Raw genomic sequence first — 21,730 nt, 5'->3', positions numbered from 1 at the left:
CGCCTTGGGCACGTGGACGGGCAAATGAGGGGACAACCGCGCCCAAAGCGTGTCCGAAATGCGAAATTCTTGAACTGTAGCCATACCCCTAAAATACAACTGATTTTTCCCTATTCGGATAGCCTCTTAGTGCGAAACCTTCAGAGAAGGGGAGCCAGCCGAGAAATAAGTACTTCGCCCGCAAAAACCATTTTAAGCACGTTGCATTCTTAAGCCATCGGCCTTCCCCACGCCACCTCGGCTCTCCCTCTCTGAGGGCTTCGCGCTTAAAGCGAACCGGGGGCCGGGGGGTGAGGCGCCCCGCCCGCGCAGCCTCCAAATACCATGACCATCCTCGATAAAATTATTGCTGAAAAGCGCCAGGAAGTAGCCCGCTGCGAAGCCAAAACCGCCGCCGCCACGCTGCGCAACGCCCCGCTGTTCACCCGCCCCGTGCTCTCGGCGCGGGCGGCGCTCACGGCCGCCAGGTCGTCGGGCATCATTGCCGAGTTTAAGCGGCGCTCACCCTCCAAGGGCCTTATCAACGGTACGGCCGAGGTGGGCGCCACTACGGCCGGCTACGCGGCGGCGGGCGCGGCCGTGCTGTCGGTGCTCACGGACGAGCCGTTTTTTGGCGGCACTCCCGACGACCTGCGGGCGGCGCGGGCGGCTTGCCCAACTACGCCTATTTTGCGTAAAGACTTCATTATCAGCGAGTATCAAATACTAGAGGCGCGCGCAATGGGGGCTGACCTCATCCTGCTCATTGCCAGCTGCCTCACGCCAGCCGAAGTGGCGCAGTACGGCGCCTTTGCGCACGGCCTGGGCCTGGAAGTGCTGCTGGAGGTGCACGACGAGGCCGAGCTGCGCAGCCACCTGGCCAATACCGTCGATTTGGTGGGCGTGAACAACCGCAACCTAGCCACGTTTGCCACCGATGTAGACACGTCGGCGCGGCTGGCTAGCCTCATTCCCGGCTCGTTTGTGAAGGTGGCCGAGAGCGGCTTGCAGCACGCCAGCACCATTATGGCGCTGCGGCAGGCGGGCTACCAGGGCTTTCTGATTGGCGAAACGTTTATGAAAACTACCGACCCCGCGGCAGCCCTTGCCGGGCTGGTAGCCGAACTATCTGGGCCCCTCGCGGCTTCTTAGGCCACTATGAAAGTCAAAATCTGCGGCATGCGTGAGGCGGCCAACATTCTGGCCATCGCCGATTTCAACCCCGATTTTCTGGGGTTCATCTTTTACGATAAGTCACCGCGCTTTGCAGGCGAAGTGCTCTCGACGGAAGTGCTGCGTAGCTTGCCCGCCACCGTGGCCAAGGTCGGCGTTTTTGTCGATGCGCCGCTGCCCGAGCTATTAGCTACTACGGCCCGCTACAGCCTCGAATACGTGCAGCTGCACGGCCACGAAACGCTGGCCTACTGCCAGGCCGTGCACGCGCAGGGCCTGCGGATTATCAAGGCTTTTTCGGTCGATGAGCAGTTTGATTTTAGCACGCTGGTAGCCTTTGAGCCCGTGTGCGAGCTGTTTTTGTTCGATACCAAAGGCCCGCACCGGGGTGGCAACGGCCAGACCTTCGACTGGCGGGTGCTGGCCAATTACCACGGGCCCACACCCTTTCTGCTGAGCGGTGGCCTGGGGCTGGCCAACACCGACGAGCTACTGCGCTTTCACCACCCCCGGCTGGCGGGCTACGACTTCAACAGCCTGCTCGAAATTTCCCCTGGCCTCAAGGATGCAGAAGCCACTGGCCACCTGCTGACCCGCCTGCACGAGCGGCGCGCCGACTACTAATTACTCACTGCTCATTACTCATTAGTAATTACTTATGACTCTCACTGCCCCCTCCCCCTACCGCGTCGATGCCGGTGGCTACTACGGCCCCTTCGGCGGTGCCTACGTGCCCGAAATGCTTTACCCCAACGTGGAAGAGCTGCGCGATAACTACCTGCGCATTATTGAAGACCCCGAGTTTAAGCGCGAGTTTAAGCAGCTGCTGCGTGACTTTGCGGGGCGGCCCACGCCGCTGTTTCTGGCCCAGCGGCTCTCGGCCGAAATCGGCACCACCATCTACCTCAAGCGCGAGGACCTATGCCACACCGGCGCGCACAAAATCAACAACACCATCGGCCAGATTCTGGTAGCGCAGCGACTTGGTAAGCAGCGTATTGTAGCCGAAACCGGGGCCGGCCAGCACGGCGTGGCCACGGCCACCGTGTGCGCCCTCATGGGCCTGGAGTGCATTGTGTACATGGGGGCCATCGACATTGAGCGCCAAAAGCCGAACGTGGACCGCATGCGCATGCTGGGGGCCAAGGTGGTGCCCGCCACCAGCGGCAGCCAAACCCTGAAGGACGCCACCAACGAGGCCATGCGCCACTGGATTTCTAACCCCACCGACACGCACTACATCATCGGCTCGGTGGTGGGCCCGCACCCCTACCCCGACATGGTGGCCCGGTTTCAGTCCATTATCTCGGCCGAGACCATCACCCAGCTTTTGGAGCAAACTGGCCGCGCCAACCCCGATTTTGTGCTGGCCTGCGTGGGCGGCGGCTCCAACGCGGCGGGTGCGTTTTACCACTACCTCGACCAGCCCGGCGTGCGCCTCATTGCCGCCGAGGCCGCCGGCCAGGGCGTGACTACCGGCCACTCGGCCGCCACTACGGCGCTGGGCAAGCCCGGCATTTTGCACGGGGCCAGCACCATTCTCATGCAAACGGAGGACGGCCAGGTAACCGAGCCCTACTCCATCTCGGCGGGCTTGGACTACCCCGGCATTGGGCCGCAGCACGCGCAGCTGTTTGCCACTGGGCGGGCGGAGTTTCTGTCGATTACCGACCGGGCGGCGCTCGATGCGGCGTTTCAGCTGAGCCGCCTGGAGGGCATTATTCCGGCCCTCGAAACGGCGCACGCGCTGGCTTGCCTGCCGCTCATCGGGGCCAAGAAAGACGACGTGGTGGTGGTGTGCCTCTCGGGCCGCGGCGATAAAGACCTGGCCACCTACACCCAGCACCTGGAAGAGTACTCTTAACGTTTTTTAGCGCGAAGTTTCGCGCCCAACTTCGCGAAACTTCGCGCTAGAAAAGCCATGAACCGCCTCACCACCCTATTCCAACACAAAACCGCCGACGTCCTCAACGTCTATTTCACCGCCGGCTTTCCGCAACTCACTGATACCGTGCCTATTCTGCACGCGCTACAGGAGGCAGGCGCCGACCTCGTGGAAATTGGCATGCCCTACTCCGACCCCGTGGCCGATGGCGAAACCATTCAGCGTAGCAACCAGCAGGCCTTGGATAATGGCATGACCGTGGCCACGCTGTTTGAGCAGCTGCAAAACATTCGCCAGCAAGGCATTACGGTACCCATTCTGCTCATGGGCTACCTCAACCCGGTGGTGCAGTTTGGCATTGAGAAATTTTGCCAGCAGTGCCAGGCCACGGGCGTCGATGGCGTGATTTTGCCCGACCTGCCGCTCGAAGTATTTGAGCGCGAGTACCAGCCGCTCTTCACCAAGTACGGCCTCAAAAATGTGTTTCTGGTAACGCCGCAGACCAGCGCCGCCCGCGTGCGCCAGCTCGATGGCCTGGCCGACGGCTTCATCTACCTCGTGGCCGCCGCCGGCACCACCGGGGCCCAAACCGACATGAACGCCGACGTGGACGCCTACCTCAGCCGCACTAAGGCGCTGGGCCTGCGCAACCCCACACTCGTGGGCTTCGGCATCAGCGACGCGGCCAGCTTTGCGGCGGCCAGCCGGCACACTACCGGGGCCATTATTGGCAGCGCGTTTATCCGGCTCTTGCAGCACACACCGGCCGAGGGGCAGGCGGCCGCCATTAAGGAGTTTGTGGCCGGCATTCGCCCATAGTACAAACAGCTGGTTTTCAGGCCCGCCCGGGCAGCGTGGTGCAGTTGCACCCGTTGCCCGGGCGGGCTTTTTTGTGTTTTTGCTAACAAAAACACCTGCGAGCAATCTGGATTAATTCTAAATAGATTTTGAAGAGAACCTGTTTCAATCGTTCCTTTGCAGCTCTTTAGATTTAGTCTAAATACAAATGCTTCATGAATAGTTTTCGTTACCTGCTCTTTCCCTTAGTCGCCTGCGCGATAACTGCCACGGCCCAGGCTCAGACTACCGGTATCATTCGCGGCCGCATCGTTAACCGTAGCGGCGGCGCGGCAGAAGCGGTGAGCGTGGGGTTGCAAGGGCAGCCGCAGGGCGACATTACCGACGAGCAGGGCCGTTTCCAGATTCGGCAGGTAGCACCGGGCCAGTACACGCTGGTAGTATCGGCGCTGGGGCTCAAAACAGAGCAGCAACGCGTAACGGTAGTGGCCGGGCAAACGGCTACCGCCAATTTTTCGCTGGTCGAGAGCGCCGCCGAGCTGAAAGAGGTGGTAGTGAATGGCGGCCGCACCAATAAGTTTAGCCGTACCAACAGCGTGGATGTGGCCAAGATGCCACTCAAAAACGTGGAGAACCCGCAGGTCTACAACACGGTCACCAAGGAGCTACTGGCCGAGCAGCTCGTTTTCACGGCCGACGATGCCACCCGCAACGTGCCGGGCATTCAGCGCATGTGGGAGTCGACGAACCGGGCCGGCGACGGCGGCAGCTTCTACACCATGCGCGGCTTCGTGACGCAGAGCCAGCTGCGCAACGGCCTGGTGGGCAACGTAACCAGTGCCATCGACGGGGCCAACCTCGAAAAGCTGGAAGCAATTAAAGGGCCGTCGGGCACGCTCTACGGCAGCGCGCTGGCCTCCTATGGCGGCCTGCTGAACCGCGTCACCAAAAAAGCCTACGACAACGTGGGGGGCGAGGTCAGCTACTCGGGCGGCAGCTACAATTTCAACCGCGTGGCGCTGGATGTGAACACGCCGCTCAACAAGGCCAAGACGGTATTATTCCGCGTGAACGGGGCCTGGAACTACGAAAACACCTTCCAGGATATTGGCTTCCGCCGCGCCTACGCGCTGGCCCCGACCCTCACCATCCGGCCTACCGACAAGCTGAGCATCACGCTCGACGGCGAGTTTCAGTGGGCCACGGCCACGGGCCACACCTTCTTTTTCCCCAATGCGCCCCTCAACCAGCTCGGGTTCGACCGCGCCGACCAGGTGCCCGTCGACTACCGCAAGTCGTACTCCGGCCCGGGGCTCTGGAACACCAGCCGGGCCACCAACCTGTTTGGGCAGGTAAACTACCAGCTTTCGCCGGCCTTCCGCTCGTCTACCAACTTCGCCACGAGCCGCAGCTACTCCAATGGCTTTGGGCCCTACATCGGCATCACCGGCCGGGGCATCAGCCAGGATACGCTCCAGCTCTCCGACCAGTCGACGCGCGACAGCCGCGGCCGCCTGGTGCAGGTGCAGCAGCTCTTCAACGGTGATTTTCAGCTGGGCACCATGCGCAACCGCGTAGTGCTGGGCCTGGACTTCCTGCACGTGCGCAACGACCAGTTTTTATTCGGCAGCACGTTTGCCGCGCCGCCCATCAACTCAAACTTCGACTACGGCACCTTCAACGGGGCCAATTTGACCAAGTTCTACGCTGCAGGCGCGCCCGGCTATACGTATCCGATTTTTAATGAAACCAATACGTACAGCGCCTTCGTGTCGGATGTGCTCAATATTACCGACCGCTTCAACGTGCTGGCCGCCCTGCGGGTCGACCGCTTCGCCAACAAGGGCGCCGACGGGGCCAACGCTGGCTACAACCAAACGGCGGCCTCGCCCAAGTTTGGGGCCGTGTACCAGCTGGTGCCCGAGCAGCTATCGGTGTTTGCCAACTACCAGAATTCCTTCGCCAATCGGGGCACGTACTACGGCTACGACGCCGCTACCAATACCCTCACGGCACCCCTCACGGCCAAGCTGGAGCGGGCCAACCAGGTAGAAGCCGGCGTGAAGTTTGACCGCCTGGGGGGCCGCTTTACCGCCACGCTGAGCGTGTACGATATCCGCGTCCAGAACATACTGCGCACCGACTCTAACCCGGCCGGGGCCGCCCGCTTTGCCCAGGTGCAGAGCGGCGAGCAGGTGAGCCGCGGCGTGGAAATCGACTTGGTAGCCAATCCTTTTGTGGGCTTCAACGTGGTGGCCGGCTTTGCCTACAACCACGCCGAGCTCACCAACGACGTGCCCGCCACCGAAGGCCGCCGCCCCGGCACCGCCGGCTCGCCGGCCCTGGCCAACCTCTGGCTGAGCTACCGCCTAAGCAACGGCCCGCTCAAGGGCCTGGGCCTAGGCGCGGGTGGCAACTACGCCAGCGATAACATGGTGGTGAACGATGCCAACAACGGCCAGTTTACGCTGCCCAGCTACGTGGTGCTCAATGCCAGCGCCTTCTACGACCAGCCGCACTACCGCCTCTCGGTAAAAATGGATAACCTCACCGATAAGCACTACTGGATTGGCTACGGCTCGATGAACCCGCAGAAGCTGCGCAGCATCATCGGCCAGGTGGCGTTTAAGTTTTAACTACCGGGTGGCGCGGGCGCTGCGCGGCCGGGCTACCATCCTCCCGCCTCCACATGACTTTCAAAAAAGCTATCGGCAATCTGCACCTGTGGCTCGGGCTCGGCTCGGGGCTGGTAGTCTTTGTGGTGAGCCTGACGGGGGCCATCTTCACATTTCAGGACGAAATTCGGGACGCCACGCAGCCGTGGCGGCTGGTGGCCACGCCGGCCGCTACGGCTCCGCTGCCGCCCTCGCGCCTGCAGGCGGCCGTGGTAGCCAGCCACCCCGGCGCGGCCCCTTCCTACACCACGTATTACGGGCCGGGCCGCTCGGCCACGGTGTATTTTACCGATAAGGCAGCGGGTACCTACTTCAGCTCGCTCGACCCCTACACCGGCCGGGTGCTGCACGAGCAAGACCTGCGCACCGATTTCTTCACCATCGTGCAGGCCCTGCACATGCACCTGCTCTTGCCGGTAGCGTGGGGCGAGTGGGTAGTAGGCATCGCCATCACCATCTTTTTGATGATGCTGGGCACCGGCCTAGTGCTGTGGTGGCCCAAGCGCAGGCACGAGCGCAAGCAGCGCCTCACCATAAAATGGGGGGCCAAGTGGCGGCGGCTCAACTACGATTTGCACCAGGTGCTGGGCTTTTATATCGCGGCCAGCGCGTTTATCATCGCCCTCACGGGCTTATTCATGAGCTTTGGCTCGTGGCTGCAAGCGGCTAGCACAGTGGCCAATATGGGCCAGCACTACTCCCTCGAAGAAACCCCGCCCGTAGTCGATACCCTGGCCACGGCCCCCACCACCACCCAGCCGCCGGTAGATGTGGCCTACGCGCAGGTGCGCCAGCACTCGCCCACCGCCGACATGGTGGTCATCGTGCCGGCCGCCAGCCGCCAGCAGCCGCTCTACTGCCTCACCTACCAAAAGGCGCTGCACTACTACCACCGCGACGAGTACTACTTCCACCCCGTGTCGGGCCAGTTGCTGCGGGCCCTCCCCCACGCCACCAAAAGCAACGGCAAGAAACTCGGCGACCTCAACTACGACCTGCACACGGGCCAGCTTTTGGGCCTGGGCGGCAAAATTGTGGCTTTCTTAATAAGCCTGCTCTCGGCCAGCCTGCCCGTTACGGGCACGCTGCTGTGGTGGGGCCGCCGCCACAAGCAGCCCCAAAAACGCGTAGCCGTAGCCGCCTAGCCCCGGCCGGCCGGCTGTCGTTGCACGGCGTTGGGCGGGCTTAAAGGCTTTTCAGATGACAGCTACGTTGGCGCCAGTAGAAGCGGGCGGCCCAACGCCTGGTTGAACAGGGTCTTGGCAGCGTCAACCAACTGTCGTGGCACGGCGCGGGCTTAGCCGCTCGTAAGCGGCCGACGGGCGGGCGCCGACGAGCACATTAAACATAACTACTTGTTTAACAAATAGTTACTTTAGTGGATAGCGCTGAAACGTGACGTTACCCATTACCTCTTTCTCGTATTTTGCCAGGCAGCCTAGGTTGAAGCGGGCTTCAAAATTCACCTCTCCCGGCTGCACTACTTTCGGCACCGGCTGGCCCTGCCGGAAGAAATACACCTTGGTGTTGCCGTACTTGGTGTAGGGCGTCAGGTCGCCGTATTGCTTCATCTGCTGCCACAGCGTGTCGGTCACCGTCACGGCCAGCACGCGCACGATGGGGCCCGTATTATTCTCGTTGCGGTAAGCGGCCACTTCCTGAAAGTCACCCTTCAGGTCGCCCACCCCCGGCTGACTGAGCGAGTCGAATACAAACCAGCCTAGCAGCAGGGCTACGGCAGCGAAAACCATGTATTTAAGCTTCATTTTCAAGTTGTTATCCCCAGCGCACTTGCAGGCCCGCGTACGCCCCAAACTTGCCGTCGCGGCTGATGAGCGTAAGGTCTTCGGCGAGGGCCTGGGCAATGAGCAGGCGGTCGAAGGGGTCGCGGTGGTCCCTCACCTGCGGCAAGGTAGCGTAGGCAACCAAGTGCTTGTCAAGAATAGGTAAAATCTGAAAGTCGTTGCTTTTCACTAGCTCAAACCAAGTAGCCAAGTTGGGCTGCAACGCCAAGCGCTTGAGATTTAATAGAGTGGCCAGCTCCCAAAAAGTAACTATGCTCACCAAGCGCTCCACAACCGGCGAATCTAGTAGTTGCCGCGTGGCAACGGGGAGCTGCGGCGAGCCATCGGCATACCAAATGAGGGCGTGCGTATCCAGCAAAACCCTGGCTATCGGCTGCTTACTCATGCTGGTGCTTCCAGTCGGTCAGGGGCGCATCCCAGTTGTCGACCATATAACTTACTGACCCGCGCAAGAACCCCGCCTTCCCACGCTGGCGTTGCGGATGCAGCACGTCCTGCACCATCGCCTCAATCTTATCGAAAGCCGCTTCGTCCTCCAACTGCGCGATAACGGTCAGCAGTTGCTGCTTTTTTTCTTCTGCTATCATAGCGGTTTGATTTTAAGTATCAATTTACGACGCTGCCCGCCCAAGTTACCCCGCCACCTTATCGGCCAGAAACCGGGCCGTGTGGTTGGTATCCTTGAGCTTCACCAGCTGCTCGGGCGTGCCCTCAAATAGCAGGTGCCCGCCGTTGGTGCCGCCTTCGGGGCCGAGGTCGATGAGCCAGTCGGCGCACTTGATGATGTCCACGTTGTGCTCGATAATGAGCACCGAGTTGCCCTGCTCCACCAGCGCGTTGAGCGCGCCCAGCAGCTTGGCAATGTCGTGGAAGTGCAGGCCGGTGCTCGGCTCATCGAAGATGAACAGAATCTTATCGTGCTGCAGCATAGCGCCTTTGGTGAGGAAGCTGGCCAGCTTCACGCGCTGGGCCTCGCCGCCGCTCAGCGTGTTGGCCGACTGCCCCAGGCGGATGTAGCCCAGGCCCACATCGAGCAGCGGGCGCAGGCGCTCGGCCACTTTGGGCTGGCCTTTGAAGAACTCCACGGCTTCTTCCACCGTCAGGTCGAGTACCTCGAAGATGTTCTTGTCCTGAAACTTGATTTCCAGAATGTCCTGCTTGAACTTGTGGCCGCCGCAGCTTTCGCAGGTCAGGTAGATGTCGGCCATGAACTGCATCTCGATTTTCACCTGGCCCTCCCCCTGGCAAACTTCACAGCGCCCGCCCTCCACGTTGAACGAGAAGTGCGACGGCTTGTAGCCCCGCGCCTTGGCCAGCGGCTGCTCCGAAAACAGCGAACGTATGGTGTCGTAAGCCTTTACATACGTCACTGGGTTGGAGCGCGACGACTTGCCGATGGGGTTCTGGTCCACGAACTCGACGTGCGTTACCTGGCCACTCACGCCCAGCAGGCGGTCGAATTTACCGGTGGTTTCGCCCGCGCCGCCGCCCAGCATCTTCATCAGCGCCGGGGCCAGAATGCGCCGGATGAGCGTCGATTTGCCCGAGCCCGACACGCCGGTTACCACCGTCATCACGCCCAGCGGAATCTTCACGCTCACGTTTTTGAGGTTGTTTTCGCGCGCGCCGGTCAGCTCCAGCGCGTTGCGCCAGGGGCGGCGCACGGTGGGCACCGCCACTTCGAGCTGCCCGCTCAGGTACTTGCCGGTGTAGGTAGCCGTGTCCTGCATCAGCTCATCAAAGGTGCCTTGGAACATAAGGTTGCCGCCGCCAGTGCCGGCCTCCGGGCCGATGTCAATAATCTGGTCGGCAGCCTCCATCATTTTTTCCTCGTGCTCCACCACTACCACCGTGTTGCCCAGCGCTTGCAGCGAGCGCAGCACGCCAATCAGCTGCTCGGCGTCCTTGGGGTGCAAGCCAATGCTGGGCTCATCGAGCACGTACATGGAGCCCACCAGCGCCGAGCCCAGCGACGTGGCCAGCGAAATGCGCTGGCTCTCGCCGCCGCTCAGCGTATTGCTCAAGCGATTGAGCGTGAGGTAGCCCAGGCCCACGCGGTCGAGGTAGCCAAGGCGGTTGGTGATTTCGGCCAGCAGGCGGTCGGCCACGGCCATGTCGTGCTCGCTCAGCGCCAGATTCTGAAAAAAGTCCAACGCGCCCGAAATGGGCAGCAGCACCAAATCGGTGATGCTGCGGCCGTCAATTTTCACGTACTGCGCGTCTTTGCGCAGGCGGGTGCCGCGGCAATCGGGGCACACGGTGCGGCCCCGGTAGCGGCTTTGCAGCACCCGGTACTGGATTTTGTGCGTTTGCTCACCCACCCACTTAAAGTACGCATCGAGCCCCTCAAAGTGCTTGTTACCAGTCCAGAGCAAGCGCTGCTCGGCAGCGCTGAGGTCGTTGTAGGGGCGGTGAATGGGGAAGTCGAACCGGATGCCGTTCTTCAGCAGCGGCTTGAGCCACTCGCCCTGCTTCTCGGTGCGCCAGGGGGCAATGGCGCCCTCATACACGGTCATGCTTTTGTCGGGGATTACCAGGTCTTCGTCAATGCCCAGCACCGAGCCGAAGCCCTCGCAGGTGTGGCACGCGCCGTAGGAGTTGTTGAAAGAGAAGAAGTTAACGCTCGGCTCCTCAAACACCTCGCCGTCCAGCTCAAACTTGTCCGAGAACATGCGCGTCTCGTTGTCCAGCTTCACCACGCAGGTGCCGTGGCCCTCGAAGAAGGCAGTCTGCACCGAGTCGGAGAGGCGGAACTGCAAGTCTTCATCATCCGGCTGCACGGCGGCGCGGTCGATGAGGATGGAGACGTCGCCTTCTACCTCGGGCTTGCCTTCGCCGATAAGGTCCTCAATAAAAGCATTCTGGCCATCGGCCAGCACCACGCGGCCGTAGCCTTTCTGAAGCAGCAGGTCCAGCTCCTTGCTCATGGGCCGGCCGGGCTCAGTGCGCAGCAGCGGGGCCAGGATGGTCACGCGCGTATCGGCGGGCAGCGAAAAAAGGTAATCGACTACGTCGGCCACCGAGTCTTTGCGCACCTGCTCGCCGCTGGTGGGCGAGAACGTGCGACCCACGCGGGCAAACAGCAGCTTCAAATAGTCATAAATCTCGGTGCTAGTGCCCACCGTCGAGCGGTTGTTTTTGATGCTGACCTTCTGCTCGATGGCGATGGCCGGCGAAATGCCCCGGATGTAGTCCACGTCGGGCTTGTCCATGCGGCCCAGAAACTGGCGGGCGTAGCTGCTCAGGCTTTCTACGTACATACGCTGGCCCTCAGCATATAAGGTATCGAAAGCCAGGCTCGATTTGCCCGAGCCCGAGAGGCCCGTGACCACGATAAACTTGTTGCGGGGCAGCGCCACGCTCAGGTTTTTGAGGTTGTGGACGCGCGCGTTTTTGATAACGATAAACTGGCGCGGGTCGAGGAGGTCGATTTCGTCGTGGGCCGGGGCGGCCACTTGCAGAGCGGAATTGTCGGACATGAATGGGATAACGCCTAGCGGGGGGCGTAAGGTTTCGGCGCAGCGGCAAAGGTCGGCACGATTACGAGGCGGCTAGCTGGTTGACTGGTAAATACAAACCTCCCGTTGCCTTAGTTAAAGTAGCTTGCGCGCCCGACTACTTGCGTTTCCTACCCGTATTTTCGCCCCATGCTGCTCGAAGAACTGCGCTCCCCCACTGGCAAGACCTACCTCTCTATTCACCGGCCCGACCGCGACCTCTGGCTTTATGCTGACTGGACGGGCTACCCCACCGCCGCCAACGTGTCGGCCGGGGCCCTGGCCTACCTCGACCGCATGAAGCAGGAAAAACTGACCAGCGTACTCAACGACAACCGCCACCTAGTGGGCCGCTGGGACAGCTCGCTCGACTGGCTGCAACGCGTGTGGCTGCCCCACGCCGCCGCCTGCGGCCTGCGCCACTGGGCGCACCTTGACAACCCCGACGCCATGTCGGTAGAGTCGGCCAACGGGCTGCGCAAGCTGATTGGCAATCAGTTCGAGGTCGAGTTATTCACCGACCAGGCGGCGGCCGAAAGCTGGCTGCGGGCAAGCCGCCGCTAGCCGCTTAGCATCAAGCACTGCTCCCAGTTGCGGCCAGGATGCCAGTTCTTTATCGTTGTGCTTTAGTAACGCTTCCTTTGTGTATGCCCATCATTAGCCCGCTAGCCACGCTGGTAGCCACCCTCAGCGAAGTTTGGCGCCAGGCCGAGCAGAACTACCCACTGCTCAGTAAGAATGAAGCGGCTACCCGCGCCGCGCTCATTGACCCCGTACTACGAGCGCTGGGCTGGAACACGGCCGATGTGCGCATGGTAGAGCCCGAGCGTACCATTGAAAACAAGCAATCTCTGGATTACGTGCTGAAGGGTCCGGCCGGCACCATTCAGTCGGTAGTAGAGGCGAAGAAGTTGGGCGAAAGCCTCGATAAACTCGGCCACGTGGGCGCGCTGATTGGCTATGCTTTTTCGCTCAAGCCAGTTTCGTTTTTCATTACCGATGGGCTGAACTGGCACTGCTATGCGCCCGGCCACTCGCACTACGAGCCTACTTCTACCATTGAGCTGCGTGCCGACGGGCTACTTCCGGCGGCCATACAATTGCTTCAGCTATTGGATGCGGCCCACAGCGGGCACGGCCTTGGCACGACTCCTGCTGCAGAACCAAATGCCGCTGTTGTTTCGCCCGTTGCTAAGGCCCGGTTGCGCCAAGCCAACAGTGCCTCAGTGCCCATAGCGACCAAAAAATACTATCCCCTGTCCACTGACCTGACCGACCCTGCCAAGCAACTGGGCAAACCACTATGGCTGCGCTTGCCAGACGGCCAGGAGCATGCGCTCAAAACGTGGAAGGATATTCTGCTAAAAGCGGCTGAGCTGGTTTTACATGGACAAGACAAGCTGCCTATTCCGCTGCCAGACAAAGCCGGCAAGAAAACGGTGCTGCTGAGCTGGTATCCCTCGGGCAAAGAGCGTAGCTCACAGCAGTTATCGTATCAGGGGGAAACCATTTTTCTGGATACGCATTACAGCGCCCGCGATTGCGTGGCCAATGCCCTGCATTTACTGAAGCTGCTGCCGAAATCGAAGCATGCAGTTGAGCCCGCCCTCGCGTTTGGTTAATTGACTGGCAGAAGATGTAGCACCGCTGTTTTAACAAGTACTTCTCCACTACCTGGCCCGAGGTTACTTCGGGCCAGTGTCGCCAGAAATGTAGCGCAAACTCTATAAGTGGTGCTGTATCCCGCTGCACAATAGCCCGCCCTCAAAACTGCCCCTCGGCCCCACCCCCGCCCGAGTGGCCGCCGCCAAACTCAAACCCGGGCTCAACGGCTGCCGGCACGTGCGCTGTTTGGGCCACGATAAAGCTTTCGAGATTGAAGTGCGGCGGCTCCGTTTCATCGGCGGCGGCGAAGCCGTGGCGCGGCGTGCGCAGGTAGCGCAGGGCCCCCAGCGCCAGGGCCAGCAGCACGGCCCCGCCCGCCGTGGCGGCCACCGCAGGCGGCAGCACCGAGTGGTAGTAGCGCAGCGTAAACAGCGAGAAGGCCACCGCCAGCAAGCCCAGCAGCAGCAGCAGCCGGTCGTGGCGGCGCAGGCCCAGCACGATGTAAGCAACCGGAACCACGGCCGTGAGCACGTAGAACAGCGGCGCGAGCGGTATCTGCTCCGAGGGGCCATTGCCGCCGTGCAGAGCCGCGTTGCCCTCCCGCATCACGAAGTAGTTGCCAGCCAAGTAAATAGCCGCCAGCGCCAGCGTGCGCAGCACCAGCAGGCTACTACGGTAATAGGGATAATCGGCCCGCGCCGCCAGCGTGCGCAGCCAGGCGTGCAGGCCGGCTGCGGCCAGCATTACCACAAAAGGCAGCAGCAGCAAGCCAATGGGTACTTGCAGCAGCACGTGGCCCAGCAGCGCCAAGCCCGCCCCAAAGGTGAGCAGGGCCACCACTGGGTCGGCATAGCGCACCAGGGCCAGCAGCAGCGTCAGCAGGCCCGGCACCAGCCACAGCCAGAGCCAGGGCCCCATGAGTGCTGTGTCGTGGTAATGGTTGGGAATGAGCTTACTAACCATGATACCTACGGCTACTGCCCAGGCCAGCAACGCACTGTATAGCAAGGCGTTATCAACTCCCGAGCGGTAGTGCTCAGAACTTCTGATGACTAGTTCCAGCACCACTGTCGCCGCGGCTGCCACCACTAAACTGAAGGCAATGATGCCTCCCTCACTAAAGCCATTATTGATGGTAATGACCAGCAGAAGTACAAAACTAGCCACGCCCAGTAGCGTAGCCACAAACAACCCGATGCGCACAAACAGCACCGGCCGGTAGTACGCTACGGGCGAGGCGGCCTCGATGGCGGCCAGCTGGGCGGGCGTGAGCAGGCCGCGCTGCTGCCAGCGGCGGGCCGCGGCGCGGCGCGCATCGTGGCGGGCCCAGGCGGTAGGGTAGGCTTTCCAGCTCATGCGATGCGAAGAATTTTCTTGATGTTGATGAAAAAGAGAATAATGCCCAGCAGCGTGAGCGGAAAGTACAGAAAAGCCAGCGGCCACAAAACACCTTCGAGGCCGCCAAGCTGCGCCAGCAATACTACCAGGCTCGTAATGGCCACGTAGCCGTAGCCAACTGCCAGCAGTAGAAACAGATACGACTGCGTACGGCGCGCATACCAGCCCAGCAGTGTGCAAATGCCCAGCACCAGCAGCGTTATCAGCAGCGCCTGTAGCCGTAGCACGCCCGCGTCACCAATCACCTCAAACAGCCGCGTCAGGGCTGCCACCAGCGCCACGTTGCTACCCAGCAGCAGGTAGGTATAGGCAAAATGCGCCTTGCGGCCCAGCCGCTCCGATGCCAGCCCCACGGCCAGCAGCCCCAGGCCCAGCAGTAGCCCCGGCCCGCTCAGCTCGTGCGCAGGAAAGCCCTGGCCCGTAAACAGGGCCAGCGGGGCCACCTTCACCCCCACCCAGGCCGCCAGCGCCGTAAGGCCCATGGCCAGCACGCCCCGGTGGTCGAACCGGTAGGCCAGCCCTAAAAACAGCACGGCTGGCAGCAGCGTCACCAGCCCGTAGCGCGTGCCAAACACCCCGTATGCCACCTGCACGTAGCCCTCCAGCACCAGGAATAGTAAGCAGCTGAGCACCAGCAGGTAATCGGCCGCAATGCGGGTGCGCGGTGCCTCTTGCCACGTGAAGGCCGGCCGGTGCCGCGCCGCGTAGCCAAACGCCGCGGCCATCGCCAGCGCAATAAACGCCGTGATAATTTCCTGCCCCAGGCTGTCGCGGTTTTCGTAAATGAGCACGCCCAGCCCGCCCGCCAGCAGCACGCTGCCCAGGTACAGCAGTGCCCGTAGCTCGTGGTGCAGCGAGAAGGGCCGGGTGCGCTCGTCCTCGGCAATGGCGGCGGCCTGGGCGGGCGGCAGCAGGCCCTCGGCGGTGAGGTCGGCCAGCAAGCGGGTAGTGGTAGAAGCCATGATAGCGGGATGAAACCGGGGTGAACCAGCCGTAAACATAGGCTTATTCCCAAAGGCGGCCGACATTGCGTGCTCAACTGCTAACGTTCACTCCCCGTACTGGGGCTACCAACTTACCTGCCCCAATGGCCGAGCTTCGCATTCAACCCAAAAAATCGGCCCCCAGCCCGTGGCTGCTGGTGGCCCTGGCCGTGCTGGTGCTGGCCGCCGCTGCCTATTTCTTCCTGCGTTCCGACCCCGCCGACGAGCCGGCCGCGCACCAAACGGAATTGAGCCAGCCCCCCGTGCCGGCCGATAGCCTGGCGCGGGATAGCTCCGGCGCCAGCGCTACCCCGCCCCCGCTTGCCGCGCCCGATTCCGTCGCGGTCGAATCAACAGCCGCGGCCAGCCCCGCTCGCGCAGCTTTGCTAGGGCTCCTGCCCACCCTCACGCAACTCGTGGACCGGGCCGACCTGCGCGACGATGCCACCGTTCGCGAGCAGCGCGACAACCTCACCAGCGCCACTTCCCGCCTCACCGACGGCGACCCGCAGGCCAGCCTGCGCCCTGGCCTGCTGGCCGCCGCCAACCTGCTGCTGGCCGTGCAGCAAAAAGGCTACCCCAACCTCAGCACCGAAGCCAACGCGCTCACCCTGCAAGCCAGCCAGCTTTCGGGGCGCGATACTACCCCCGCCGAGCAAGCCCGCAACCAAGCCTACCTGCACCAGCTGACCCAGCTGCTCAACACCATGAGCTACCCGGCCGCCGACGTCTTATAAATCAACCCGTTATGGATTCCCCTCTGTTGCGCCGCCTCCGCGACCTGCCCACTTTTGAAATGGCCACCGGCGACCCCGACCCGCGCGGCTGGGCCGTGCGCGGCAGCGATGGCAAGCCCTTCGGCACGGTGCACGAGCTGCTCGTTGACCCCGTGGGCCAGCGCGTGCTGTACCTCGATGTGGTGCTGGCTACCGGCCTGCCCGGCGTACCCGCCCCCGCCCCCCACACCGACCAGCGCATTCTGCTGCCCCTGGCCGCCGTCAACCTCGACCCGGAAGGCAGCAGCGTGTTCGTCACCTCGCTCAACCACGACAACATCAGCAGATATCCCCTCTTCGTGGATTTCATCCTGCCGGTCGATTTTGAGGAAATAATGCGCGAAAAGCTGGGCCTGAGCTAACCGCTTCACTCAGCTAAAGAAGCAAGCCGGCCCCACCACTACCTTAGGGGCGGGGCCGGCTTCTTTTCAAAGCAGTTGTCACAAAACGATGCCCGCTCCGGTCCGACGCCGAAGGCGTCCGACCAGTTGTCGTAGAATGATACCCGCCTGACTACCGCAGGCGCCCCCGTCCGACTGGTTGCCATAGAACGACGCCCGCATGACTACCGCAGGCGGCGCCCCCGTCAACTGGTCAGACGCCTTCGGCGTCGGACCGGAACGACCACGCTAACGAGCTCTTACCATCTCTGCCACGGCCGTTACCCAGTGCGGCTCCGCGTTGAGCGAGGGTACCAGTTGCCAGTGGTCGCCGCCATTCTCCTCAAATAGCTCCCGAAACTCCATGCCTACTTCGATAGTGGTTTCAAGGCAGTCGGCCACGAAGGCCGGCGAAAAAGCCAGTACGCTCTTGATTCCTTTGGCCGGAAATTCCTTGAGCACCTCGTCGGTGTAAGGTTTCAGCCAGGGGTCACGCAGGCGGCTTTGCAAGCGGCTCTGGAAGGTCATGGTGTACTGGTCGTCGCGCAGGCCCAGGCCGGCCGCTATCAGCCGGGAGGTGGCAAAGCACTGCGCCCGGTAGCAATACTGGTTGGCCGGCGTTAGCGAGTCGCAGCACGCCCCAAATTGGCAATAGTTGGTGGGGTCGCCCTTCTTCACGTGCCGCTCTGGTATGCCGTGGTAGCTCAGCACCACGTGGTCGAACGAGCGCTCGGCCATAGCGGCTTTGCCCCGCGCCACAATGCTGGCAATGAAGCCCGGCTCGGTGGCAAACTGGCTGATGAAGCTAATGCTAGGCACTATCCACCAGTCTTTTACGATGTCCATCACCTTCTCCTGCACCGAGCCTGTGCTGGCTGACGCATACTGCGGAAACAGCGGCAGCACAATAATACGGTCCACGGCTGCGTCGCGCAGCTCGGCCAGCGCCGTTTCGATGCTGGGCTTCTGGTAGCGCATGCCAAAGGCTACCACGTACTCGTCGCCCAGCTCTTGCTGCACCGCCGCCTTCAGGTCGAGGCCGTGAAAGAGCAGCGGCGAGCCACGCTCGGCATCCCACAGTTCCTGGTAGATTTTGGCCGACTTGGGCGCCCGCAACGGCACCACCAGCCCCCGAAACAGCGGGTAGCGCACGGCGGCCGGCATGTCTACCACGCGGCCATCGGTCAAAAATTCGTTGAGGTAGCGGCGCACGTCGCTGGTCTGGGGCGAATCGGGCGTGCCCAGGTTGACCAGGAGCAGGCCAATGCGGCGGGTGGGGGTAGGCATTTTTTTATAGCTGTTGGCTTTTAGCGGCTAGCTGTTAGCTTTTTGGAAAGCCCGCAGCCAGCGGCCGGCGGCCGGTTTTGTAGTGACTCCCACTTTAACCAAAAACGCAGGACTTCGGCTCAGAATCAACGGCAAAAAAAGCTAATAGCTAACAGCTAGAGGCTAACAGCTAAAAGACGGCGTACCTTTGCAGGCTGATTTTCAAAACTATCCTTTAAAATTATCTCCTGTGAACCCCGAACCTAAGCCCCACCGTGCCGGCTTTGTCAGCATCATCGGCAAGCCCAACGTCGGCAAGTCCACGCTGATGAACGCCTTAGTGGGCGAGCGCCTGAGCATCGTCACGAGCAAGGCCCAGACCACGCGCCACCGCATTCTGGGTATCCTCAACGGCGAAGATTTCCAGCTCGTCTACTCCGATACGCCCGGCATCATTCAGCCCAAATACGAGCTGCACAACGCCATGATGGCCTTCGTGTACTCGTCGCTGGAAGATGCCGACGTGATTCTATTCGTCACCGACATCTACGAGAAGCACGACGAAGAGCCCGTGGTAGAGCGCCTGCGCAAAACCGAAGGCACGCCCATCTACATCTTAGTCAACAAGATAGACCAGGCCGACCAGGCCGAGGTCGAAGCCAAGCTCGCTTACTGGAAGGAGCAGCTGCCCAACGCCACCGACGTGCTGCCCATCTCGGCGCTCAATGCGTTTGGCACCGAAAAGGTGTTGCAGCTGGCCCTCGACAGCCTGCCCATTCACCCGCCCTACTACCCTAAAGACGAGCTCACCGACAAACCCGAGCGCTTTTTCGCCGCCGAAATGGTGCGCGAAAAGATCTTCAAGCTCTACAAAAAAGAGGTGCCCTACAGCTCCGAAGTCGAGATTGAGGAGTTCAAGGAAGACGACGACATCATCCGCATCCGGGCCGTCATCTACGTGGAGCGCAACAGCCAGAAGGGCATCATCATCGGGGCCAAGGGCGAGGCGCTGAAGAAAGTAGGCACCTGGGCACGGGAGGAAATGGAAAAGTTTTTCCAGAAAAAAGTGTTTCTGGAATTGTTCGTGAAAGTGAACGAGAACTGGCGCACCGACAGCAAGGCCCTGAGCCGCTTCGGCTACCAATAAGGTAGCGTGGACTCTGTGAGTCCGCGCGTAGCACGCTGATACAACCCACGCACGGACTCACAGAGTCCACGCTACATCGACCATTTTAAACCCTAACTACTCCGGGTACTGCTGCGCCAAGGTCGGGCCGGTGGCTGGAGCCAACTACATGAATACCATTGCAATAGTGGGCCGCCCCAACGTGGGTAAGTCCACCCTGTTCAACCGCTTGGTGGGCCGCCGCCAAGCCATCATGGACAACCAAAGCGGGGTAACCCGCGACCGCCACTACGGCTACGGCGACTGGATTGGGCACAACTTCACCGTGATTGATACGGGTGGCTACGTGCACAACTCGGAGGATATTTTCGAGAGCGAAATCAACCGCCAAGTGAAGCTGGCCATCGACGAGTCCGACGTTATCCTCTTTATGGTGGATGCCGACTCGGGCCTGCAAGGCCTCGACGAAGAATTTGCCGAGGTACTGCGCCGCTACATCGGCAAAAAGCCCATCTACCTGGTTGCTAATAAGGCCGATACCAACCTGCGCGCCCAAGGCTCGGGCGAGTTTTACGCCCTCGGCCTTGGCGACACCGAAGTATTCGCTATCAGCTCGGCCAATGGCTCGGGCACCGGCGAATTGCTGGATGCCGTGGTGAGCCACTTCGACGAAGTAGGCGAAGAGGAGCCCAATGCCGGCCTGCCGCGCATCGCCATCCTGGGCCGCCCCAACGTAGGTAAGTCGTCGTTTGTCAACCTGTTGCTGGGCGAAGAGCGCACCATCGTCACCGACATCGCCGGCACCACCCGCGACTCTATCGAAGCCAAGTACAGCGCCTTCGGCCACGAGTTTATGCTGGTGGACACCGCCGGCCTGCGCCGCAAAGCGCGCGTGAACGAGGACGTGGAGTTTTACTCCAACATGCGCACCCTGCGCGCCATGGAGGCCGCCGACGTGTGCGTGATTATCCTCGACGCCAGCCGCAGCATCGAAGCTCAGGATGTGAGCATTATCGGCCTGGCTGACCGCAACCGCAAGGGCATCGTTATCTTGGTGAATAAGTGGGACTTAATCGAGGGCAAAGAGACGAATACCGCCCGCGATTTTGAGGCCAAAATCATGGAAAAAATCGCACCGATTGCTTATCCGCCGGTGCTTTTCATCTCGGTGCTGAACAAGCAGCGCGTGCATAAGGCCCTGGAAGTCATCATGGAAGTGTACGGCAACAAGCGGAAGAAAATCCCGACTTCGCAGCTCAACGACGTGATGCTTAAGGAGATTGAGAAGTACCCGCCGCCCATCCAGAAGGGTAAGATGGTGCGCATCAAGTATGCCACGCAGCTACCCACGCACAACCCCGTGTTTGCGTTCTTCTGCAACCTGCCGCAGTACATCCCCGAGTCGTACGCCCGCTACCTGGAAAACCGCATGCGCGAGCATTTCGACTTCAAAGGCGTGCCTATTGGCTTGGCATTCCGAAAAAAATAAATTTTTGATGAATAGCGGGTTACCTCCCACCTTGGGAGGTATTAACACCGGAAACTCTAAAAAACCATTTCCCCTTCACCATGAAAAAAGTATTGTTCCTCGCCGTAGCTGCTATGTCCCTCTCGCTCGCTTCGTGCGACAGCAAGAAAGAGGACGCTGCTGAAGCTCAAGGCACTGCCGTGAAAGAAGCTGGCGAAGCCAAAGCTGATGCTATGGAAAACAACGCTGAAGCCGTTCGTGACTCAGCCGACAAAAAAGGCGAAGCTATCGGCGACGCTGCTGATGCAAAAGACCCCAAGTAATTACTACTGGGCCACCTGCCAAGGCGGGTAGCTCATACTAAAAGCTCTGCCCATTGGGCAGAGCTTTTTTTGTGCCCCGCTACTTCCTAAGAAGTAGGGCTCTCAGGAGCACGCAGCAAAATAATAATGTGGCCCTGGGCGCTCTAAAAGGTGCATAATGCAAAAAAATGAGCGCTAAGCAAAACTTTAAGGCTGAGGTTAACGATATTAGGACCGAAAATTGTCTCTCACTCTTCGCACTCATTTTCAACACCATGAAAAACATCCTTTTTATTGCGCTGCTCGCTGGCGCTTCGGCCGCCCAGGCTGCCCCCGTTTCCGTTGCTGCCCCGGTAGCCATCAGCCAGACGGCCCCTACCCAGGAGCCGATGAGCAAGTCGGAAATGAAGAAAATGAAAAAAGCGCGCAAGCAAAACGGCCCCGAGGTTTACAAAGGCAGCGTCGCTGAGCAGCGTCGCATTGTTACCGATGCCGCTGGCGCAGAAAAGGAAGACGGCGACGTTTCCAAAAAAGAGCGTAAAAGCAAGAAAAACTAAGTAGTATACTTACTTTGTTTTCAACAAAAGAGGGAAGCTGGCTTTGGCCGGCTTCCC

The 21,730-nt window shown here is 60.9% G+C and carries 21 protein-coding genes; 14 read left to right on the top strand and 7 right to left on the bottom strand.

What is annotated here, in order from left to right; translation table 11 throughout:
• The first annotated feature begins 324 nt into the window (after positions 1 to 324).
• The 6 genes from trpC to QMK33_RS07455 all read left to right on the top strand — a co-directional run bounded on the left by trpC (position 325) and on the right by QMK33_RS07455 (position 7,655).
• Positions 325 to 1,131: an indole-3-glycerol phosphate synthase TrpC gene (trpC, locus tag QMK33_RS07480; protein ID WP_283563947.1), complete on the top strand. Its 807-nt coding sequence runs from the start codon at positions 325 to 327 to the stop codon at positions 1,129 to 1,131.
• A 6-nt stretch (positions 1,132 to 1,137) separates the two neighbouring features.
• Positions 1,138 to 1,776 carry a phosphoribosylanthranilate isomerase gene (locus QMK33_RS07475; protein ID WP_283563946.1) on the top strand — a complete coding sequence of 213 codons (639 nt, stop codon included), beginning with the start codon at positions 1,138 to 1,140 and terminating at the stop codon, positions 1,774 to 1,776.
• Between the two features lie 34 nt (positions 1,777 to 1,810).
• Complete coding sequence (gene trpB / locus QMK33_RS07470) at positions 1,811 to 3,016, top strand: tryptophan synthase subunit beta (protein WP_283563945.1); 1,206 nt, start codon at positions 1,811 to 1,813, stop codon at positions 3,014 to 3,016.
• 57 nt (positions 3,017 to 3,073) lie between these two features.
• Positions 3,074 to 3,856 carry a tryptophan synthase subunit alpha gene (gene trpA, locus QMK33_RS07465; protein ID WP_283563944.1) on the top strand — a complete coding sequence of 261 codons (783 nt, stop codon included), beginning with the start codon at positions 3,074 to 3,076 and terminating at the stop codon, positions 3,854 to 3,856.
• Positions 3,857 to 4,050: 194 nt separating this feature from the next.
• Positions 4,051 to 6,471, top strand: coding sequence for a TonB-dependent receptor (locus QMK33_RS07460; RefSeq protein ID WP_283563943.1), 2,421 nt, complete (start codon positions 4,051 to 4,053; stop codon positions 6,469 to 6,471).
• A gap of 53 nt (positions 6,472 to 6,524) precedes the next feature.
• Complete coding sequence (locus QMK33_RS07455) at positions 6,525 to 7,655, top strand: PepSY-associated TM helix domain-containing protein (protein WP_283563942.1); 1,131 nt, start codon at positions 6,525 to 6,527, stop codon at positions 7,653 to 7,655.
• A gap of 225 nt (positions 7,656 to 7,880) precedes the next feature.
• Here the strand turns inward: QMK33_RS07455 and QMK33_RS07450 are convergent, their stop codons facing one another.
• From QMK33_RS07450 to uvrA, 4 genes are read right to left on the bottom strand one after another with little or no spacing between them, the layout of a single operon-like run.
• Positions 7,881 to 8,261, bottom strand: coding sequence for a hypothetical protein (locus QMK33_RS07450; RefSeq protein ID WP_283563941.1), 381 nt, complete (start codon positions 8,259 to 8,261; stop codon positions 7,881 to 7,883).
• 25 nt (positions 8,262 to 8,286) lie between these two features.
• Complete coding sequence (locus tag QMK33_RS07445; RefSeq protein WP_283563940.1) at positions 8,287 to 8,673, bottom strand: type II toxin-antitoxin system VapC family toxin; 387 nt, start codon at positions 8,671 to 8,673, stop codon at positions 8,287 to 8,289.
• Positions 8,674 to 8,692: 19 nt separating this feature from the next.
• The gene (locus QMK33_RS07440) at positions 8,693 to 8,902 is read right to left on the bottom strand and encodes a hypothetical protein (protein ID WP_283563939.1); all 210 of its coding nucleotides are present in this window, start codon (positions 8,900 to 8,902) and stop codon (positions 8,693 to 8,695) included.
• A 45-nt stretch (positions 8,903 to 8,947) separates the two neighbouring features.
• Positions 8,948 to 11,794 (bottom strand): excinuclease ABC subunit UvrA, encoded by a 2,847-nt coding sequence (gene uvrA, locus QMK33_RS07435; protein ID WP_283563938.1) that lies wholly within the window; start codon positions 11,792 to 11,794, stop codon positions 8,948 to 8,950.
• 168 nt (positions 11,795 to 11,962) lie between these two features.
• Here uvrA and QMK33_RS07430 point away from each other — a divergent pair, with 168 nt between their 5' ends.
• Positions 11,963 to 12,376: a hypothetical protein gene (locus QMK33_RS07430; protein WP_283563937.1), complete on the top strand. Its 414-nt coding sequence runs from the start codon at positions 11,963 to 11,965 to the stop codon at positions 12,374 to 12,376.
• A gap of 83 nt (positions 12,377 to 12,459) precedes the next feature.
• Positions 12,460 to 13,434, top strand: a complete 975-nt coding sequence (locus tag QMK33_RS07425) for a hypothetical protein (RefSeq protein ID WP_283563936.1) — start codon at positions 12,460 to 12,462, stop codon at positions 13,432 to 13,434.
• Between the two features lie 142 nt (positions 13,435 to 13,576).
• On the opposite strand, the gene QMK33_RS07420 is transcribed toward QMK33_RS07425, so the two are convergent.
• Positions 13,577 to 14,773 carry a hypothetical protein gene (locus tag QMK33_RS07420; protein ID WP_283563935.1) on the bottom strand — a complete coding sequence of 399 codons (1,197 nt, stop codon included), beginning with the start codon at positions 14,771 to 14,773 and terminating at the stop codon, positions 13,577 to 13,579.
• A complete protein-coding gene (locus tag QMK33_RS07415; RefSeq protein ID WP_283563934.1) occupies positions 14,770 to 15,777 on the bottom strand; it encodes a DUF2157 domain-containing protein in 1,008 nt (335 codons plus the stop codon). Before QMK33_RS07415 ends, QMK33_RS07420 begins: the two co-directional genes overlap by 4 nt.
• Before the next feature lie 125 nt (positions 15,778 to 15,902).
• On the opposite strand from QMK33_RS07415, the gene QMK33_RS07410 reads away from it, so the two are divergent.
• Positions 15,903 to 16,535: a hypothetical protein gene (locus QMK33_RS07410; protein ID WP_283563933.1), complete on the top strand. Its 633-nt coding sequence runs from the start codon at positions 15,903 to 15,905 to the stop codon at positions 16,533 to 16,535.
• 11 nt (positions 16,536 to 16,546) lie between these two features.
• Positions 16,547 to 16,936 (top strand): PRC-barrel domain-containing protein, encoded by a 390-nt coding sequence (locus QMK33_RS07405; RefSeq protein WP_283563932.1) that lies wholly within the window; start codon positions 16,547 to 16,549, stop codon positions 16,934 to 16,936.
• A 267-nt stretch (positions 16,937 to 17,203) separates the two neighbouring features.
• Here the strand turns inward: QMK33_RS07405 and hemH are convergent, their stop codons facing one another.
• Positions 17,204 to 18,241: a ferrochelatase gene (gene hemH / locus QMK33_RS07400; RefSeq protein ID WP_283563931.1), complete on the bottom strand. Its 1,038-nt coding sequence runs from the start codon at positions 18,239 to 18,241 to the stop codon at positions 17,204 to 17,206.
• Between the two features lie 229 nt (positions 18,242 to 18,470).
• On the opposite strand from hemH, the gene era reads away from it, so the two are divergent.
• The 4 genes from era (at position 18,471) to QMK33_RS07380 (ending at position 21,673) form a co-directional block, all read left to right on the top strand.
• Positions 18,471 to 19,367: a GTPase Era gene (era, locus tag QMK33_RS07395; protein ID WP_283563930.1), complete on the top strand. Its 897-nt coding sequence runs from the start codon at positions 18,471 to 18,473 to the stop codon at positions 19,365 to 19,367.
• A gap of 148 nt (positions 19,368 to 19,515) precedes the next feature.
• Entirely contained in the window at positions 19,516 to 20,835 is a 1,320-nt protein-coding gene (gene der, locus QMK33_RS07390) for a ribosome biogenesis GTPase Der (RefSeq protein WP_283563929.1), read from the top strand.
• A gap of 80 nt (positions 20,836 to 20,915) precedes the next feature.
• On the top strand, positions 20,916 to 21,137 hold the full coding sequence (locus QMK33_RS07385; protein WP_283563928.1) for a hypothetical protein: 222 nt from the start codon (positions 20,916 to 20,918) through the stop codon (positions 21,135 to 21,137).
• Positions 21,138 to 21,391: 254 nt separating this feature from the next.
• Positions 21,392 to 21,673: a hypothetical protein gene (locus tag QMK33_RS07380; protein WP_283563927.1), complete on the top strand. Its 282-nt coding sequence runs from the start codon at positions 21,392 to 21,394 to the stop codon at positions 21,671 to 21,673.
• The last annotated feature ends 57 nt before the right edge of the window (positions 21,674 to 21,730 follow it).

This window comes from Hymenobacter sp. H14-R3, from assembly GCF_030063445.1.
In the GTDB taxonomy this organism is placed as follows: Bacteria; Bacteroidota; Bacteroidia; order Cytophagales; family Hymenobacteraceae; genus Hymenobacter.
Note: the sequence above shows the minus strand (reverse complement) of the source record. Positions and strands in the feature narration are given on the sequence as shown.

Coding starts and splice junctions, on each gene's coding strand:
- QMK33_RS07430 (WP_283563937.1), top strand. CDS start 11,963: ATGCTGCTCGAAGAACTGCGCTCCCCCACTGGCAAGACCTACCTCTCT.
- der (WP_283563929.1), top strand. CDS start 19,516: ATGAATACCATTGCAATAGTGGGCCGCCCCAACGTGGGTAAGTCCACC.
- QMK33_RS07385 (WP_283563928.1), top strand. CDS start 20,916: ATGAAAAAAGTATTGTTCCTCGCCGTAGCTGCTATGTCCCTCTCGCTC.
- QMK33_RS07380 (WP_283563927.1), top strand. CDS start 21,392: ATGAAAAACATCCTTTTTATTGCGCTGCTCGCTGGCGCTTCGGCCGCC.
- trpB (WP_283563945.1), top strand. CDS start 1,811: ATGACTCTCACTGCCCCCTCCCCCTACCGCGTCGATGCCGGTGGCTAC.
- QMK33_RS07440 (WP_283563939.1), bottom strand. CDS start 8,902: ATGATAGCAGAAGAAAAAAAGCAGCAACTGCTGACCGTTATCGCGCAG.
- QMK33_RS07420 (WP_283563935.1), bottom strand. CDS start 14,773: ATGAGCTGGAAAGCCTACCCTACCGCCTGGGCCCGCCACGATGCGCGC.
- hemH (WP_283563931.1), bottom strand. CDS start 18,241: ATGCCTACCCCCACCCGCCGCATTGGCCTGCTCCTGGTCAACCTGGGC.
- QMK33_RS07460 (WP_283563943.1), top strand. CDS start 4,051: ATGAATAGTTTTCGTTACCTGCTCTTTCCCTTAGTCGCCTGCGCGATA.
- QMK33_RS07410 (WP_283563933.1), top strand. CDS start 15,903: ATGGCCGAGCTTCGCATTCAACCCAAAAAATCGGCCCCCAGCCCGTGG.
- QMK33_RS07415 (WP_283563934.1), bottom strand. CDS start 15,777: ATGGCTTCTACCACTACCCGCTTGCTGGCCGACCTCACCGCCGAGGGC.
- trpC (WP_283563947.1), top strand. CDS start 325: ATGACCATCCTCGATAAAATTATTGCTGAAAAGCGCCAGGAAGTAGCC.
- QMK33_RS07425 (WP_283563936.1), top strand. CDS start 12,460: ATGCCCATCATTAGCCCGCTAGCCACGCTGGTAGCCACCCTCAGCGAA.
- trpA (WP_283563944.1), top strand. CDS start 3,074: ATGAACCGCCTCACCACCCTATTCCAACACAAAACCGCCGACGTCCTC.
- QMK33_RS07450 (WP_283563941.1), bottom strand. CDS start 8,261: ATGGTTTTCGCTGCCGTAGCCCTGCTGCTAGGCTGGTTTGTATTCGAC.
- uvrA (WP_283563938.1), bottom strand. CDS start 11,794: ATGTCCGACAATTCCGCTCTGCAAGTGGCCGCCCCGGCCCACGACGAA.
- QMK33_RS07475 (WP_283563946.1), top strand. CDS start 1,138: ATGAAAGTCAAAATCTGCGGCATGCGTGAGGCGGCCAACATTCTGGCC.
- QMK33_RS07405 (WP_283563932.1), top strand. CDS start 16,547: ATGGATTCCCCTCTGTTGCGCCGCCTCCGCGACCTGCCCACTTTTGAA.
- QMK33_RS07455 (WP_283563942.1), top strand. CDS start 6,525: ATGACTTTCAAAAAAGCTATCGGCAATCTGCACCTGTGGCTCGGGCTC.